Below are 14564 nucleotides of genomic sequence, written 5' to 3' on the forward strand. Positions count from 1 at the left end.
AAGCGGCAGGCAACCAGCAAGGAGATGAATATGACGACAGCATTGACAAAAGCCGGTTTCTGGCGCAAAACCGCCGACTCTTCATCGCTGCGTGAGCCGCGCGTGCTGATTCGGGTCTACGTTGGCGAAGGCGAAATCGACCGCGCCATCGCGTTTTACGAGCAGCTGCACGGCGTAACGGCGGACATGCGCTTCGATTTTCCCGAACATCGGCTGGTATTGGCGGCGGTGGGGCCGTTTCTGATCCTGGAAGGGGCGGAAGAGCAGTTGCGCCCTTTCCGCAGCACCGTCGGCACGCTGCTGGTCGATGACATTTATCCCTACCACCAGCGGCTGCTGGCCGCCGGCGCCGAGATTTTCTTCGGCCCGGTGGAGGTGCCCACCGGCGCCTGTTTCAATGCGCGCCTGCCGGACGGCACGATTGTCGAGTACGTGCATCACCGGCCGCGCGCGGGCGAATAAACCGCCTCAGGGCAGCGCCGGCTTCATGGCGTAACGGCGCAGATCCTTGCGCAGGCTGATCATGTACAGCACGATCACCGCCGAGAAAGGCAGGCCGCACAGCACCACCGCGGTCTGCATCGCGCTGAAACTGCCGGCGTACAGCAAGCCGGCGCATACCAACGTGGTGACCGCTGCCCAGAACACGCGCAGCCAGGCCGGCGCGTCATCATGGGCGGAGCCGCCCTGGCAGGAGAGGTTGGCTATCATCAGCGTGCCGGAATCGACCGGCGTCAAGAACAGCACGAAGCTGATCACCACCACAAAGCCGGCGGTCAGTTGGGTATAGGGCAAGTATTCGAACAGCTTGAACACCGCCATCGGCGGATCGCTTTGCGCCACCTGCCCCAGGATCGCCTGCCCGCCTTCCAGCACCAGACTGATGGCGGTATTGCCGAAGATCGACAGCCACGCCAGCGTGAAGCCCAGCGGGATCAGCAGCACGCCGAAAATCAGTTCGCGAATGGTGCGCCCTTTGGAGATGCGCGCGATGAACAGCCCGACGAACGGCGCCCACGCCACCCACCAGGCCCAGTAGAACAGCGTCCAGGCACCCTGCCACTGGCGCGCCTTGCCGTACAGATACATATCGAAGCTGCGGCTGACCAGCGAGGTGAGATAATCGCCGAGGTTCTGCAACATGCCGTTCAGCAGGTTCAGCGTCGGCCCGGCAAAAAACACGAACAGCAGCAGCAGGCACAGGAAGCCGACGTTGATGTTCGACAGCATGGCGATGCCCTTCTCGACGCCGGTGACCGCCGCCAGCGTGGCCACCACCATCATCACCACGATCAGCGCCAGCAGCACGCCGGTGCTTTGCGGGATGTCGAACAGATAAAACAGCCCGGAGTTCACCAGCAGCGCGCCGATCCCCAGGTTGGTCACCATCGAGATCACCGTCACCAGAATGCCGAAGCTGTCCACCAGATGACCGACACAACCGTGGGTGCGCTCGCCGAAGATCGGGTATAGCGCAGAGCGCAGCGCCAGCGGCAGGCCGCGGCAATAGGCTAAATAGGCCAGCGCGGTGGCGATCAGCGCATACAGCGCCCAGCCGTGCAGCCCCCAGTGCAAAAAGGTCAGCGCCATCGCCTGTCGCGCCGCCTGCACGGTGCCGCCGCTGCCTTCCGGTGGCGACAGAAAGTGATCCAGCGGCTCATAGGCGCCGTAGTACACCAGCGCAATGCCGATGCCCGACGAGAACAGCATCGCCACCCACGAGGGATAGCTGAACTGCGGCGGCTCGTCATCCTGGCTGAGGCGAATATGGCCGAAGCGCGACAGCGCCAGCCAGAACACGAATGCCATGCAGGCGACCATCAATAACATGTAGTACCAGCCGAATACGTCGGCGACCCAGCTTTGCGCGGCGTTCAGCCACAGTTTGCTGGCGGAGGGGAACAGAACGACCAGCGTTCCCAGCAGCAGGATCACCGCCGCCGAGCCGAAAAATACCGGAACATTCAATCTGACAGGTTCTTCGTCAAGCGATGGGGGAGTTTTTGTTGTCATTGGCAGGCTTCCATGATGCGAAAGACAGACGATTTCAATGCAACTTTTAGTTAACATATTATCGCCATTTATTTGACATTTTCGCAGCATATAGAGTATTGATTGACCGTTCAATCAATCAAATCCAAAGTGTGATTGGCCTATCAGTTGAGGAAAATATGTACCGAAGAGACATTCCGGAACAGCGTAAGGAGCAGTTGATTAACGCCGCCTTCGAGACCATTAACGTCGTCGGGCTGGCCGGCGTCACCCTGTCTCAGGTGGCGAAAGAAGCCGGGCTGTCGACCGGCATCGTCAGCCACTATTTTGGCGATAAAGAGGGGCTGCTGAGCGCCACCATGCGCAAAATCCTGCGCGACCTGCGCGATGCAGTGGCCGAGTGCCGCGCGCAGGCGGCAAGCGACAGCCAGTCACAGCTGTTCGCCATTATCCAGGGCAACTTCCACCCCAGCCAAACCAATGCCGTGTCCATGCGCGCCTGGCTCGACTTCTGGGCCGCCAGCATGCATCAGCCGGTGCTGCGCCGCCTGCAGCGCGCCAACGATCGGCGGCTCTATTCCAATATTTGCAGCCAGTTCCGCCGCGAGCTGCCGCTGCCGCAGGCGCGCGACGCGGCGCGCGGGCTGGCGGCGATGATCGATGGGCTCTGGCTGCGCGGCAGCCTGGCCGGCGACGAGACTGACCTGAAGCAGGACTGCCGCATCGCCTGCGACTACGTGATACAACGGCTCAAGGCCGCGCCATCGGCGGCGTGACCGCCTCCGTCAGTGTGGCTCCTGCTCTTCGCTGTACTGGGTTTGCCACATCGCGGCGTAGCGGCCGTTCGCCGCCAGCAGCGCCTCGTGCCCCCCGCGCTCGACGATCTCCCCCGCCTCCAGCACGATGATTTCATCGGCGTCCACCACGGTGGAGAGCCGGTGGGCGATCACCAGCGTGGTGTGGTTGCGGCTTACCTCGCGCAGGTGCCCCTGGATTTCGCGCTCGGTCTGGGTATCCAGCGCGCTGGTCGCCTCGTCGAACACCAGGATGGCCGGATTTTTCAGAATGGTGCGCGCGATCGCCACCCGCTGCTTTTCACCGCCCGACAGCTTCAGCCCGCGCTCGCCCACCCGGGTGTCGTAACCGTCGGGCAAACCGACGATAAAATCATGGATATGCGCCAGCCGCGCCGCCCGCTCGATTTCTTCATCGCTGGAGCCGGTTTTGCCGTAGCCGATGTTGTAGCGCAGCGTATCGTTGAACAGCACCGTATCCTGCGGCACGATGCCGATCGCCTGCCGCAGGCTGGCCTGGGTCAGTTGGCGAATGTCCTGGCCGTCGAGGGTAATGGCGCCGCCCTGCACGTCGTAGAAACGGAACAACAGGCGCGACAGCGTGGACTTGCCCGCGCCGGAGGCGCCAACCACCGCCACCGTGTGGCCCGCCGGAATGGTAAAACTCACCTGCTTGAGGATCGGCCGCCGCGTGTCGTAACCGAAGCTGACCGCGTCGAACCGCACTTCGCCGCGATCGAGACGCAGCGGCTGCGCATCCGGGCTATCGACGATCTCACGCTTTTCCTGCAGCAGATCGAACATGTTCTCCATGTCGATCAGCGCCTGGCGCACCTCGGAATAAATAAAGCCGAAGAAGTTCAGCGGCTGATACAGCTGCAGCAAATAGGCGTTGACCAGCACGAAGTCGCCGACCGTCATCCTCCCCTGGGTAATGCCCTGCGCCGCCATGGCCATCATCACGATCAGTCCGATCGAAATAATGGCGGTTTGCCCCAGGTTGATCGCCGTAAAACTGAATTGGTTCTTGATGGCGGCATATTCGTACAGCCGGCGCGACAGGTCGAAACGCTCGGCCTCGAACTCTTCATTGCCGAAGTACTTCACGGTCTCATAGTTCAGCAGGCTGTCGATGGATTTGCTGTTGGCGTCGGCGTTGGCCTTGTTGAGCTCGCGGCGAAAGCGGGTGCGCCAGCTGACCGCCAGCACGGTAAACAGGATGTAGCAGCCGACCGTCGTCAGGATCGCCAGCGCGAACCAGCCGTTCAGCATGTGCCACATGATCGCCGTGACCAGCGAGAGCTCGAACAGGATCGGCACGATGGAGAACAGCAGCCGCGACAGCACCGTGGACACCGCCTGAGTGCCGCGCTCGATGGACAACGACAGCCCGCCGGTCTGGCGCTCCAGATGGAAGCGCAGGCTCAGCGCATGCAGCTGGCGAAACACCCGCACGCCCAGCAGGCGCGTGGCGTTCTGGCTGACGTGAATGAACATCACGTTGCGCAGTTCCTCAAACAGCGCGCCGCCCACCCGCGCCACGCCGTAGGCGACGATCAGCCCCAGCGGCACCGCCAGCATTTTCGCCGTCTCACCGCTCAGCGCATCGACCATCGCTTTGTAGGCCAGCGGCACCAGCGTGGTGCTGACCTTGGCCGCCACCATGAACACGAAGGCCACCACCAGATACGCGCGCAGCCGCGGGTTGTCTTTCGGCCACAGGTAGGGCAGCAGGAATTTCAGCAAACGGGAACGATCCATCATGTAATATTCATCTTCTCGGTCGGGATCGCGGCGCACGGCCGCGCGGGGGTTATGAGTTTGGCCTGGCCGGCGGCGAACACCGCAGCCATCCCGTTTTCCTGCGGCGGCAACTCAGCATCATCCGTCAGGAGAAGCGGCGGCGGCTCGGGCAAAGTTCAGGCATGGAGGAGACAATCACATGACCCAGACGTATGCAAAGCGCTTTGCGCAGGTCTTTGACTATATCGACCGCCACCTGGACGAGGCGCTCACCGTCGAAAAACTGAGCGAAGTGGCCCACTTTTCGCGCTTTCACTTTCAACGCCAGTTTAGCGCGTATTGCGGCATCTCGGTGTGGCGTTATATCCAGTGGATGAGGCTCAAACGCGCCTCGTACCGCCTGGCGTATAACCCGCTGGAGCCGGTGATTGACATCGCGCTGGACGCAGGTTTTCAAAACCCGGAGTCCTTCAGCCGCGCCTTCAAACAGGCGTTCAGCCAAACGCCAAGCCAGTTTCGCAAACGGCCGGCCTGGATCGATTGGCAGCAGCGCTTTCCCGAGCCGAAACACACAAGGAAACAACCCATGAAGGTAGACATTGTCGACTTCCCGGCCACGCCAGTGGCGATGATCGAACATCGCGGCCCGTCCGCGCTGGTCAACGAAACCGCCTCACGCTTTATCGAGTGGCGTAAAACCAGCGGCCTGTCGCCGGTCAGAAGCAGCCGCACTTACGGCATCGCACCGCACGATCCGGCCACCACCGAAGCGCAGGACTTCCGCTTCTTCATTTGCGGCGAGGTCACTGCGCCGATCCCCGAAGACAACGCCTTCGGCGTGGTGAACAGCACGCTGCCGGCCGGACGCTGCGCGGTGCTGCGCCATCACGGCTCGCTGGATGGGCTGTCTGAAAGCGCTCGTTATCTCTACAGCGAGTGGTTGCCGAACAGCGGCGAGGAACCGCGCGATTTTCCGCTCTATTTCCACTACCACAACTTTGTGCACGAGGTGGCGGAATATGAACTGGTGACCGATCTTTACCTGCCGCTGAAGTAACAAAAGTCAGGCTCCTCACGGAGCCTGACTGACGTCAACAAGACGGCGACGAACCCTGCGGCGGCAGATAACGCTGCGGATCGAGCGCAGTGGCGCGGTAGCGGATCTGGAAGTGCAGGAACACCGAATCGGTGCCGGTGCTGCCCATGGTGCCGATCTTCTGCCCCGCCTTCACATCCTGGCCGTTGCGCACCAGCGTGGTGTCGTTGTGCGCATAGGCGGTAATGAAGTCCTCACCGTGCTTAATCATGATCAGATTGCCGTAGCCACGCAGCTGGTTGCCGACGTACACCACTTTGCCCTTGGCGGAAGCGTAGATCGGCTGGCCGCGCTTGCCGGCGATATCGATGCCCTTGTTGCCGCCGTCGGAATTGGAGTACGCCTGCACGATCCGACCGCTGGTCGGCCAGCGCCAGCAGCGGGAAGCGCCCGGCGGCGGCGTTTGTTTGACGATTGCGGCGGAAGACGACTTTTTACGGCGCGTAGCGGCGGTTTTGGCCGGCGCGCTGCCGCTCAGCCGCAGTTTCTGCCCCACCTCGAGGCTATAAGGCGGACGAATTTTGTTGATTCTGGCCAGCTCGCTGACTTCACTGTCGGTGATCCAGGCGATGTAATACAGCGTATCGCCCCGTTTGACGGTATAGGTTTTGCCGGAATAACTGCCCTTCGGCAGTTTGTCATAGTCGCGGTTATAGGTGTTTTTGCCCGAACACCCGGCCAACAGCAGCCCCAATGCCAAACACACCGCCACGCGGCGCCACCCTGCCAGTTTGCTTCCTGTGCTCAAATCCTGTCCCCAGTCGTCGTTTCGGTTCTGATACGCGTCAGCCGCACAGTGTAACATTTGCGCCGGGTCAGTCAAAAACCCCCAGACGGTCTATGCTAAACAGGTAAGGATGACTGATTAATTACCCAACGACGAAATGGAGTACTGTCATGTTGAACCTCGACCGCAATAATCTGCCCCTCCTGAGCGAAGAGCTGCTCAAAAAGCAACGCACCACCCTTTTGATCATCGCCTTCCTGCTGCTGGCGGGCGGCATACTGTGCCTGGTCAATCCTTTCGCCTCCGGCGCGGCGCTGAGCATCGTGGTCGGCATCCTGCTGCTGTTGAGCGGCGCCGGGCTGATTATCGCCATGATCGCCAACCGGGCGCAGAATACCTGGCCGATGATCGGCGGCATTCTGCTGGGCGTGGCCTACCTGATTATCGGCTATGTGTTCATCGCCAGCCCGCTGGCGGGCATTCTGGCGCTGGCGGTGTACCTCGCCGTGCTGTTCGCGCTCGGCGGTATCGCGCGCCTGGCGGCGGGCTACATGCGCCGCGGGCTGCCGGGCAACTGGCTGCAGTTCGTTATCGGCGTGCTCGATTTGATCATCGCCTGGATGCTGATCGGCTCAGGCCCGGCGGCATCGGTCACGCTGGTGACGGCGATCGTCGGCATCGAGATGCTGGTCAGCTCCTTTGCGCTGTTCCAGGCGGCGAATCTGTTTAAAAAAAGCTAACTCAGTAGCCGCCGCTCTCTTGAGCGGCGGCTTTGGATATCACGCCAATAAAAATTCCCTAGGGCATTCTTATTGCGTAACGCCATTCCCCTATCTTTGAACCTATACCGTCGAGAGAACGTGTATGGATGCCAAAGTATTGATTATCAAAAATAACTGCATAACCAACCTGCTCGGTAGAAAACGAGACAAAGCAATAAACGTGGTCAAATTCCTTGGGGTGGCCAATCGGCCCGGAGACACAAATATCTCCCGGCGCCAGACTCGCACGGTGGGTTATCTTCTGCCATCCCTGCTCTAGAGCCCATTCAACGAAGTAATCAACATTGATAGACTGCATGCTGCCAAGTTTCGGATAAGGCAAGCCACAGATCTTAAGGCAACTAACCTGGTGTGCAACGCAGGCATTGCTTGTCGCGGTAGGGCTGTATTCCGGCACAAACCAGTCTTCTACCGCTTCCCGGATTGAACGGTAATCTTCTTTAAACATCCCGACAAACCGCTCAGCGCTGCTGTAAAAATGATCATCCCACACCACGGCATCAGCCAGTTGCGCGACAAACGGTGCATCTATCGTGACCTTTGTTTTGGGCAGCAGTTGCAATATCAGAGCAAGTTCCTGAGTATCACTATATTCTTTAACATGACTTTCTCCCGATTTCGACGAGATAACTACCGTCGGCGTTCCCTTTCCATTACTACCTAACATAACACCTGAGATATCTTCGATTTTCATCGGCAAACTAAAAGGCAAATTTTCCTTGAACAACTCTCGACCATATGCCTGGATCGTTTCAAAACTCACCGTGGCCCCCAAGCTTGCAGAGCCTGCAATGATCTCATAGGTCACTCCATACCCGATCCCTCTGATTATTTTTTTCTTATTTTTACTCCATGGGTTAACGCCAAGCGCTTCAACTGCGGCAATGGAAGCCTCTCCGATAGACTCTTTTCCACCGACGTCTGCACAGATTGCATAGATATGACTATCTCTATAATTTATTTTAGCCATATCCCCCATATTTACAGCGACTCCGGTGATCTTCTTCCAATTACCTGGAATAACAAAATAAGGAATAATTCGCGCATTGACATAATCTCCCTCACCTCGCCAACCATTTCCTCTTCTTAAGCTGGTTTCCTTTTGACCTGTCGGATCGATTTCCTCCGCATCAGGACTACCATCGGCATCCGTATCTGCATCGGCAATAATTAAAATATGGCCATCATCTTTAATCATAACAACAGGATCTGGCATGACCGGCTCACCTGGAGAAGTCCGGCTATTTTTCCATGAGTGGGTGATGACATTTGACATAATGTTACCCTCGGTGAAAGCATGGAGCCAAATGATATATATTACCGACAAGCATAAAGACATACATAATAAATTATGACGGTTTGTCGGCCATATTAATTCGGCAGATTTTTATTTTCAACTTCACAGAATCGATAGCTAACTCTTTGTCTTCTTTACTGTAAAACTTATACCCCTGAATCGTTGCGACACCCAACAACCTTGCTTTGTTTTGTTGTTCTTTTTTAATGGCCTCCGCCAGTGCATCAAGATTAGGCGTGATTAATTCAACACCCGCCAGCCTGATTTCCAATTCATATACCACCCCCCCCAGATTTTGGTAAAGATAATTTCCCACATCAGTATAGTATGCCTTATTATTATCAATAATTAACGCAACATCCTGGTCTAAAAGGTTGATAACTTCATACATGTAATTAGCCGATGCCGCAGCCGTCTTGTAATTATAGATTTGCGCCGCATAATTATAATGACCAGAAAAATATTATCGCCAACAGCAATGCCGCCACTGTACATCGCCGTCGTCACTGAACCACTTGCGGCAGAAATTACAGCGACGAGAGTGCCCAAAAAACCCACTTCATTATACCCATAGGTTTGTTGATAAAGACTTATGTATTTTTCTCGCCATAAGTTACGATAAACTAAAGCGATTTTTTTAATGTTATCAATCTTAGGATATTTTTCTGCCGAGACCGGCCATGGTGCGGGCCGAGGTTGTTCTACCGGGATCGGATAAGGGCTGGTACAGCCAGAAAGCATCCACGCTAATGATAATGAGGCTAATGGATTATTCATATTCCAAGCTCACAATACAGACACTTATTTATAAAAATAGCTCAGCACTTTTTTTCCTCCACTTTTCTAGTTATAGACTTTTACTTTGAAGTTTAAATCTAAAAAATCAACGCCCGCCTGATATTTTGTTCTTCACAATGGTTTACCTATGCATAAAAATCTTGGATAAAATATCTTTGACCACCGTTCCTTTTCACTAAAGTTAAAAAATTCAATATAATAAAGCAGACCTCTGCCCTGACGGAAAATCGCCAATAGATATGATAGTCTTGTGCACACCATTCGATAATTTGTCCTCTTATCCCTCCCCCCTCATCTGACGGGCAGTGTTCTATCATGCCCCCACTCCTTAGCCAGGTGTAAACCAAGCTTGATTGGGATGCTCTTGTAAGAATGACGTTTACCTCTCATTACCACCGAAAAACGCGTTGATGCAACCGTTCCCTCTCCGCGTTCACCCCACTTTACGACCGCCGTCACACCTCGCCACCGCCAAATTGCGTTGGTTATAGAGTCGTCTACAATTCAATCGAATTACCCCCTACAACATCAGAAATTATTATTATTAGAGGTGATTATGTTACAGAAACACGAAAACGTAATAAGTATGACTGTACTAAGCCCGCAAGCCACCCAACAACTGATGCCTTCGTTTTCCTCCTTGCCCCACACGCAACACGCCGACGGCAAATATCGCCTGCGCCGTTATTCGGTCGTTAAATACCTCAACCCCAACGTCGCCGAAGTGGGGCCACGCACCTTCATGCAGTCCGATCAGATCAACCATTTCCAGGGCAACGTGGTGCGCCGCTTCGAGCCTATCGACAGCGCCGTACTGCAGAGCGCCGGCATGGCGGAGATGTGCAACCTGTTTGCAGAAAGCAACGAGCTGCCGGAAGGCGCCGAGATTGAGATCCATCAGATGCGCGTGGTCGCCATCGAGAAAGACACCCAGGTGGCGCCGGAAGGCATTCACCAGGACGGTTTCGACCATATCGCGATGATCGCCATTCACCGGCACAACATCGTCGGCGGTGAAATTATGCTGTACGACGACAGCCACCACGATCCCTTCTTTAAAAAAGCGCTGGCGGACGGTGAGGCCGTGCTGCTGGCGGACAGCAAACTGTGGCACAACGCCACGCCGATCAACGCCGTGAACCCAACTGAGGAAGGCCATTTGGATCTCTTCGTCCTCACCGCGCGGGGAGAGAAAGCATGACCTTTACGCCCGAGCTCGCCCGACGCCAGTTCAGCGCCCTGTCTCAGCAAATCGACGGCAAACCGGCGATCTTTTTCGACGGCCCCGGTGGAGCGCAGGTTTCACGGGGCGTGCTGGAAAAAATGACGGACTACCTGGGGAAATACAACGCCAACCTGGGCGGCCACTACTTCTCCAGCCGGGTCACCGGCGAGGTGATGGGCCAGGCGCGAGAATCGGTGCGCGCCTTGTTAAATGCGCCGTCGCCCGACAACATTGTCTTCGGCATGAACATGACCACGCTGACTTTCCATCTCAGCCGCATCATCAGCCGCGACTGGCAGGCCGGCGATGAGGTCATCGTCACCGCGCTCGATCACTACGCCAACGTCTCCAGCTGGCAGCAGGCCGCCGCCGACAAAGGAGCCGTGGTGCATCAGATACCGCTGGAGAGCGCAGACTGTTCTCTCGACGCCGCAAAGGTGTGTGAACGCATCAACGCCAACACTCGCCTGGTGGCGGTCAGCTACGCCTCCAACGTCACCGGCAGCATCGTCGATATCAAAACCATCGTCGAAGCCGCGCATCGGGTCGGCGCGCAGGTGTATGTCGACGCCGTGCACTATGCGCCGCACAACCTGATCGACGTGCAGGCGCTGGGCTGTGATTTCCTGGTGTGCTCCGCCTACAAGTTCTTTGGCCCGCACGTCGGCATGGCCTACCTTGCGCCGCAGTGGCTGCAACGCCTGCGGCCATATAAAGTCGAGCCGGCCACCGACGTCGGCCCCGGCCGTTTCGAGACCGGCACGCAAAGCTTCGAGGCGCTGGCCGGCGTCGCGGCGGCGATCGACTATCTGGCGCAGTGGGGCACGCCCGGCGCGCCGTTAAGGCAGCGTTTGCAGGAGAGTTTCGCCGCCTACCACAAGCATGAAGAGGCGCTGTGCCGCCACTTTTTGCAACGGCTGCAGCAACTCGACGGCGTGCGGCTCTACGGCCATTCACAGGCGGACAGCGCGCGCCGCACGCCAACCTTCGCCCTGACCTTCAGCGGCCAGACGCCTGATGCGATCGCCCGTCATCTCGGGCAGCACAACATCTGCGCCGGCAGCGGGCATTTCTATGCGCTGGGCCTGATCCAGCAGTTGGGGTTACAGGACGGCGGCGTGCTGCGCATCGGCATGATGCACTACAACACCCAGAGCGAAATAGACACGCTGTTTAAAGTGATCGCCGAAGATATCCTCAGTTAACTCGCCACATCGGCCCGCTCACCTTATTGAGCGGGCTGCACAGCGCCACATCTTTCGCAGGCCATATCGGTCAAACAACAGACGCCTTCACCAACGCTGCCCATCGCACAACGCCGGGGGTAGAATACAGAGGATTTTATTTTAGAAATGGATTTTTACTTTGCGAAAATATGCAGTTATCGCCGCCGCGTTGATGATGTCTTCCTGCGCCACGCCGGAGAAATGGGAAGCGCAAACGGCAACCCCGACGCCCCTGGAAGCGGCCAGAGCCAGCTGCCGGCAAGCAGCTGAACAGCGCTATCCCGTCAGCCTGTCTTTGCACGCCAGCTCACCGGCCTTCTCCTCCATGACTATCAACGGCACGGAAATCCCCAACGCCGGTGGCGGCGCCTTTCCCTCGGACAGCAATGCAATGCGCAGAACAGAACACGTTAATGCCTGCATGAAATTGGAAGGATGGGAAAATAAAAATAAGGTGACGGGGTTATTGGCATTTTTATTTAACTAACGGCAACACGGAATAACTCGGAATTACCGCACTCAGGCAGCGGTAATTCCGCTCTATTGACCGACACCGACAGCCTGACTATTTTGCTACGATATAACAGGTTACACCTCTCCTCCATTCAGGGCGATAATCAAACAAATGGAATAAATCAATTTATGAGTGAGAAAGACACCCCCCTAAAAAATCCGCAAAGCCATATCAACAAAGCGGTATTCTTCACCTCTGCAGTCCTCATTTTTCTTCTGGTCGCGTTCGCCGCCTTTTTCCCCGACGTCGCTGACAAGAACTTCAAACTTCTGCAGCAACAAATCTTCACCAACGCCAGTTGGTTTTATATTTTGGCCGTGGCGCTGATTTTGCTCAGCGTGACGTTTCTGGGGCTTTCCCGCTACGGCGACATCAAACTCGGCCCCGATCATGCGCAACCCGATTTTCGCTACCACTCATGGTTTGCCATGCTGTTTTCAGCGGGGATGGGCATCGGCCTGATGTTCTTCGGCGTGGCAGAACCGGTAATGCACTATCTTTCGCCGCCGGTCGGCACGCCCGAGAGCGTCGAGGCGGCCAAACAGGCCATGCGCCTGACCTTTTTCCACTGGGGGCTGCACGCCTGGGCGATCTACGCCATCGTGGCGTTGATTCTGGCCTTCTTCAGCTATCGGCATGGCCTGCCGTTGACCCTGCGCTCTGCGCTTTATCCGATCATCGGCGACCGCATTTATGGCCCTATCGGCCACGCCGTCGATATCTTCGCGGTCATCGGCACCGTATTCGGGGTCGCGACCTCGCTGGGTTATGGCGTGTTGCAGGTCAACGCCGGGCTTAACCACCTGTTTGGCGTGCCGATCAACGAAACCGTTCAGGTGATATTGATCGTGGTGATTACCGGGCTGGCCACCATTTCCGTGGTTTCAGGGCTGGAGAAAGGCATACGCTTTCTGTCGGAGCTGAACCTTGGCCTGGCGCTGTTGCTCCTGGCCTTGGTCTTGCTGTTGGGGCCAACCGTTCTGCTGTTGAAATCCTTTGTGGAAAATACCGGCGGCTATCTGTCCGAGTTGGTCAGCAAGACGTTCAACCTGTATGCCTATGAGCCGAAATCCAGCAACTGGTTAGGCGGATGGACGCTGCTCTATTGGGGGTGGTGGCTCTCCTGGTCGCCTTTCGTCGGTATGTTCATCGCACGAGTTTCCCGCGGCCGAACCATCCGCGAATTTGTCACGGGCGTGCTGTTCGTCCCGGCCGGCTTCACCCTCATGTGGATGACGGTGTTCGGCAACAGCGCCATTTACCTCATCATGGAAAAGGGCGCGACAGACCTCGCCGCTACGGTACAGCAAGACGTGGCGCTGGCGTTGTTTAACTTCCTGGAGCATTTCCCGTTCTCCAGCGTGCTTTCGTTTATCGCCATGGCGATGGTTATCGTCTTTTTCGTCACCTCCGCCGATTCCGGCGCCATGGTCGTGGATACGCTGGCTTCGGGCGGCTCCAGCAACACGCCGGTTTGGCAACGCATTTTCTGGGCGTCGCTGATGGGCATCGTCGCCATCGCCTTGCTGATCGCCGGGGGGCTCAGCGCGCTGCAAACCGTCACCATCGCCAGCGCATTGCCGTTCTCGGCCATCTTGCTGATATCCATTTACGGCTTGCTTAAGGCCCTGCGTCGCGATCTGACCAAGCGCGACAGCCAAAATATGGCCACCATCGCCCCCACCGCCGCCCGCAACCCCATTCCCTGGCAGCGCAGGCTGCGCAATATCGCCTATCTGCCAAAACGCTCGCTGGTTAAGCGCTTTATGGACGAGGTCATCCAACCGGCCATGACGCTGGTGCAGGAAGAGCTGAGTAAACAAAACACGCTCAGCAGCATCAACGCCACTGCGGAAGACCGCATTCGTTTCGAGGTCGATTTGGGCGATGAGCTTAACTTTATCTATGAAGTCAGACTGCGCGGCTACAGTTCGCCGACGTTCGCTCTGGCCGGGCTGGATAACGATGAACAGCAAGCCGAGCAGCACAAGTATTATCGCGCGGAGATCTACCTGAAAGAAGGCGGCCAGAACTACGATGTCATGGGCTGGAATCAGGAGCAGTTGATCAACGATATTCTTGACCAGTACGAGAAACACCTGCATTTCTTGCATCTGGTTCGCTGAATGCCGACATGCCGTCCCCAGGGGCGGCATTTTTTTGCCCCGCTTTCTTCACCACAGTGCTGATGATGCGGTTGGAATGGCGGACAAACAGAAACAGCGCTTTATGAGCAAAGGATTGGTTCGGGATAACGTTTCGAAGAATCAGGATGTTTCAAGAGGGAGTGCTGGAGCGGGTGAAGGGAATCGAACCCTCGTATGCAGCTTGGGAAGCTGCCGTTCTACCATTGAACTACACCCGCATCGG

The 14564-nt window shown here is 56.9% G+C and carries 14 protein-coding genes and 1 tRNA gene; 8 read left to right on the forward strand and 7 right to left on the reverse strand.

All coding sequences use genetic code 11. The annotated features are described in order from the left end of the window. Positions 1-30: 30 nt before the first annotated feature. The gene (locus ACJ8HH_RS22215; protein WP_033649466.1) at positions 31-462 is read left to right on the forward strand and encodes a VOC family protein; all 432 of its coding nucleotides are present in this window, start codon (positions 31-33) and stop codon (positions 460-462) included. 6 nt (positions 463-468) lie between these two features. Here the strand turns inward: ACJ8HH_RS22215 and ACJ8HH_RS22220 are convergent, their stop codons facing one another. Next, positions 469-2013, reverse strand: a complete 1545-nt coding sequence (locus ACJ8HH_RS22220) for a BCCT family transporter (RefSeq protein ID WP_442520247.1) — start codon at positions 2011-2013, stop codon at positions 469-471. A 158-nt stretch (positions 2014-2171) separates the two neighbouring features. Here ACJ8HH_RS22220 and betI point away from each other — a divergent pair, with 158 nt between their 5' ends. Beyond that, positions 2172-2768, forward strand: a complete 597-nt coding sequence (gene betI / locus ACJ8HH_RS22225) for a transcriptional regulator BetI (protein ID WP_033649464.1) — start codon at positions 2172-2174, stop codon at positions 2766-2768. Positions 2769-2777: 9 nt separating this feature from the next. Here betI and ACJ8HH_RS22230 read toward each other — a convergent pair whose 3' ends face one another. After that, on the reverse strand, positions 2778-4547 hold the full coding sequence (locus ACJ8HH_RS22230; protein ID WP_039567921.1) for an ABCB family ABC transporter ATP-binding protein/permease: 1770 nt from the start codon (positions 4545-4547) through the stop codon (positions 2778-2780). A 181-nt stretch (positions 4548-4728) separates the two neighbouring features. Here ACJ8HH_RS22230 and ACJ8HH_RS22235 point away from each other — a divergent pair, with 181 nt between their 5' ends. Beyond that, the gene (locus tag ACJ8HH_RS22235) at positions 4729-5586 is read left to right on the forward strand and encodes an AraC family transcriptional regulator (protein WP_060429286.1); all 858 of its coding nucleotides are present in this window, start codon (positions 4729-4731) and stop codon (positions 5584-5586) included. A 34-nt stretch (positions 5587-5620) separates the two neighbouring features. On the opposite strand, the gene actS is transcribed toward ACJ8HH_RS22235, so the two are convergent. Next, positions 5621-6373, reverse strand: a complete 753-nt coding sequence (actS, locus tag ACJ8HH_RS22240; RefSeq protein WP_033635813.1) for an amidase activator ActS — start codon at positions 6371-6373, stop codon at positions 5621-5623. Positions 6374-6522: 149 nt separating this feature from the next. On the opposite strand from actS, the gene ACJ8HH_RS22245 reads away from it, so the two are divergent. Next, a complete protein-coding gene (locus ACJ8HH_RS22245) occupies positions 6523-7092 on the forward strand; it encodes an HdeD family acid-resistance protein (RefSeq protein ID WP_033635816.1) in 570 nt (189 codons plus the stop codon). 58 nt (positions 7093-7150) lie between these two features. On the opposite strand, the gene ACJ8HH_RS22250 is transcribed toward ACJ8HH_RS22245, so the two are convergent. The 3 genes from ACJ8HH_RS22250 to ACJ8HH_RS22260 form a co-directional block, all read right to left on the reverse strand. Then, positions 7151-8410 (reverse strand): glycoside hydrolase family 75 protein, encoded by a 1260-nt coding sequence (locus ACJ8HH_RS22250; RefSeq protein WP_060452073.1) that lies wholly within the window; start codon positions 8408-8410, stop codon positions 7151-7153. A gap of 73 nt (positions 8411-8483) precedes the next feature. Beyond that, the gene (locus tag ACJ8HH_RS22255; RefSeq protein ID WP_039567316.1) at positions 8484-8822 is read right to left on the reverse strand and encodes a hypothetical protein; all 339 of its coding nucleotides are present in this window, start codon (positions 8820-8822) and stop codon (positions 8484-8486) included. Further along, positions 8798-9208 (reverse strand): hypothetical protein, encoded by a 411-nt coding sequence (locus tag ACJ8HH_RS22260; RefSeq protein ID WP_139291242.1) that lies wholly within the window; start codon positions 9206-9208, stop codon positions 8798-8800. Before ACJ8HH_RS22260 ends, ACJ8HH_RS22255 begins: the two co-directional genes overlap by 25 nt. A gap of 607 nt (positions 9209-9815) precedes the next feature. Here ACJ8HH_RS22260 and ACJ8HH_RS22265 point away from each other — a divergent pair. From ACJ8HH_RS22265 to ACJ8HH_RS22280, 4 genes are all read left to right on the forward strand, one after another. After that, on the forward strand, positions 9816-10430 hold the full coding sequence (locus ACJ8HH_RS22265) for a 2OG-Fe dioxygenase family protein (RefSeq protein WP_223182037.1): 615 nt from the start codon (positions 9816-9818) through the stop codon (positions 10428-10430). Next, positions 10427-11659 (forward strand): cysteine desulfurase-like protein, encoded by a 1233-nt coding sequence (locus tag ACJ8HH_RS22270; RefSeq protein ID WP_060452058.1) that lies wholly within the window; start codon positions 10427-10429, stop codon positions 11657-11659. Before ACJ8HH_RS22265 ends, ACJ8HH_RS22270 begins: the two co-directional genes overlap by 4 nt. A 160-nt stretch (positions 11660-11819) precedes the next feature. Next, positions 11820-12167 (forward strand): hypothetical protein, encoded by a 348-nt coding sequence (locus ACJ8HH_RS22275; protein ID WP_049194800.1) that lies wholly within the window; start codon positions 11820-11822, stop codon positions 12165-12167. Positions 12168-12322: 155 nt separating this feature from the next. Further along, entirely contained in the window at positions 12323-14320 is a 1998-nt protein-coding gene (locus tag ACJ8HH_RS22280) for a BCCT family transporter (RefSeq protein ID WP_060388376.1), read from the forward strand. Between the two features lie 165 nt (positions 14321-14485). Here ACJ8HH_RS22280 and ACJ8HH_RS22285 read toward each other — a convergent pair. Beyond that, positions 14486-14559: transfer RNA gene (locus ACJ8HH_RS22285), tRNA-Gly, on the reverse strand. Between the last annotated feature and the right edge of the window lie 5 nt (positions 14560-14564).

Source organism: Serratia sp. CY32780, assembly GCF_052169135.1.
Lineage (GTDB): Bacteria > Pseudomonadota > Gammaproteobacteria > Enterobacterales > Enterobacteriaceae > Serratia > Serratia sarumanii.